1 protein-coding gene is annotated in these 271 nt (G+C 61.6%); it reads left to right on the plus strand.

Features of this window, described 5'->3' with window-relative positions:
- Window positions 1-271 (plus strand): AMP-binding protein (locus tag KZZ04_RS19290; RefSeq protein ID WP_368735904.1); only part of this gene is annotated, 271 nt, incomplete at both ends.

Raw genomic sequence — 271 nt, forward strand, 5'->3', positions numbered from 1 at the left:
GGAGTGCATGTTCGCCATCCCGATGATCGGTGCGGTGATCCACACGATCAATGTGCGGCTGTCGCCGGAACAGATCCTCTACACCATGAACCACGCCGAAGACCGCTTTGTGCTGGTCAACAGTGAGTTTGTGGGCCTCTACCAGGCCATTGCCGGGCAGTTGACCACGGTCGACAAGACGCTGCTGCTCACCGACGGCGAATCCAAAATCGCCGAGCTGCCCCATCTGGTCGGCGAGTACGAAACCCTGCTGGCGGCCGCGAGCCCCCAG

Origin of the sequence: Pseudoalteromonas sp. CR1 (assembly GCF_019392235.1) — a bacterium.
GTDB lineage: Bacteria > Pseudomonadota > Gammaproteobacteria > Enterobacterales > Alteromonadaceae > Pseudoalteromonas.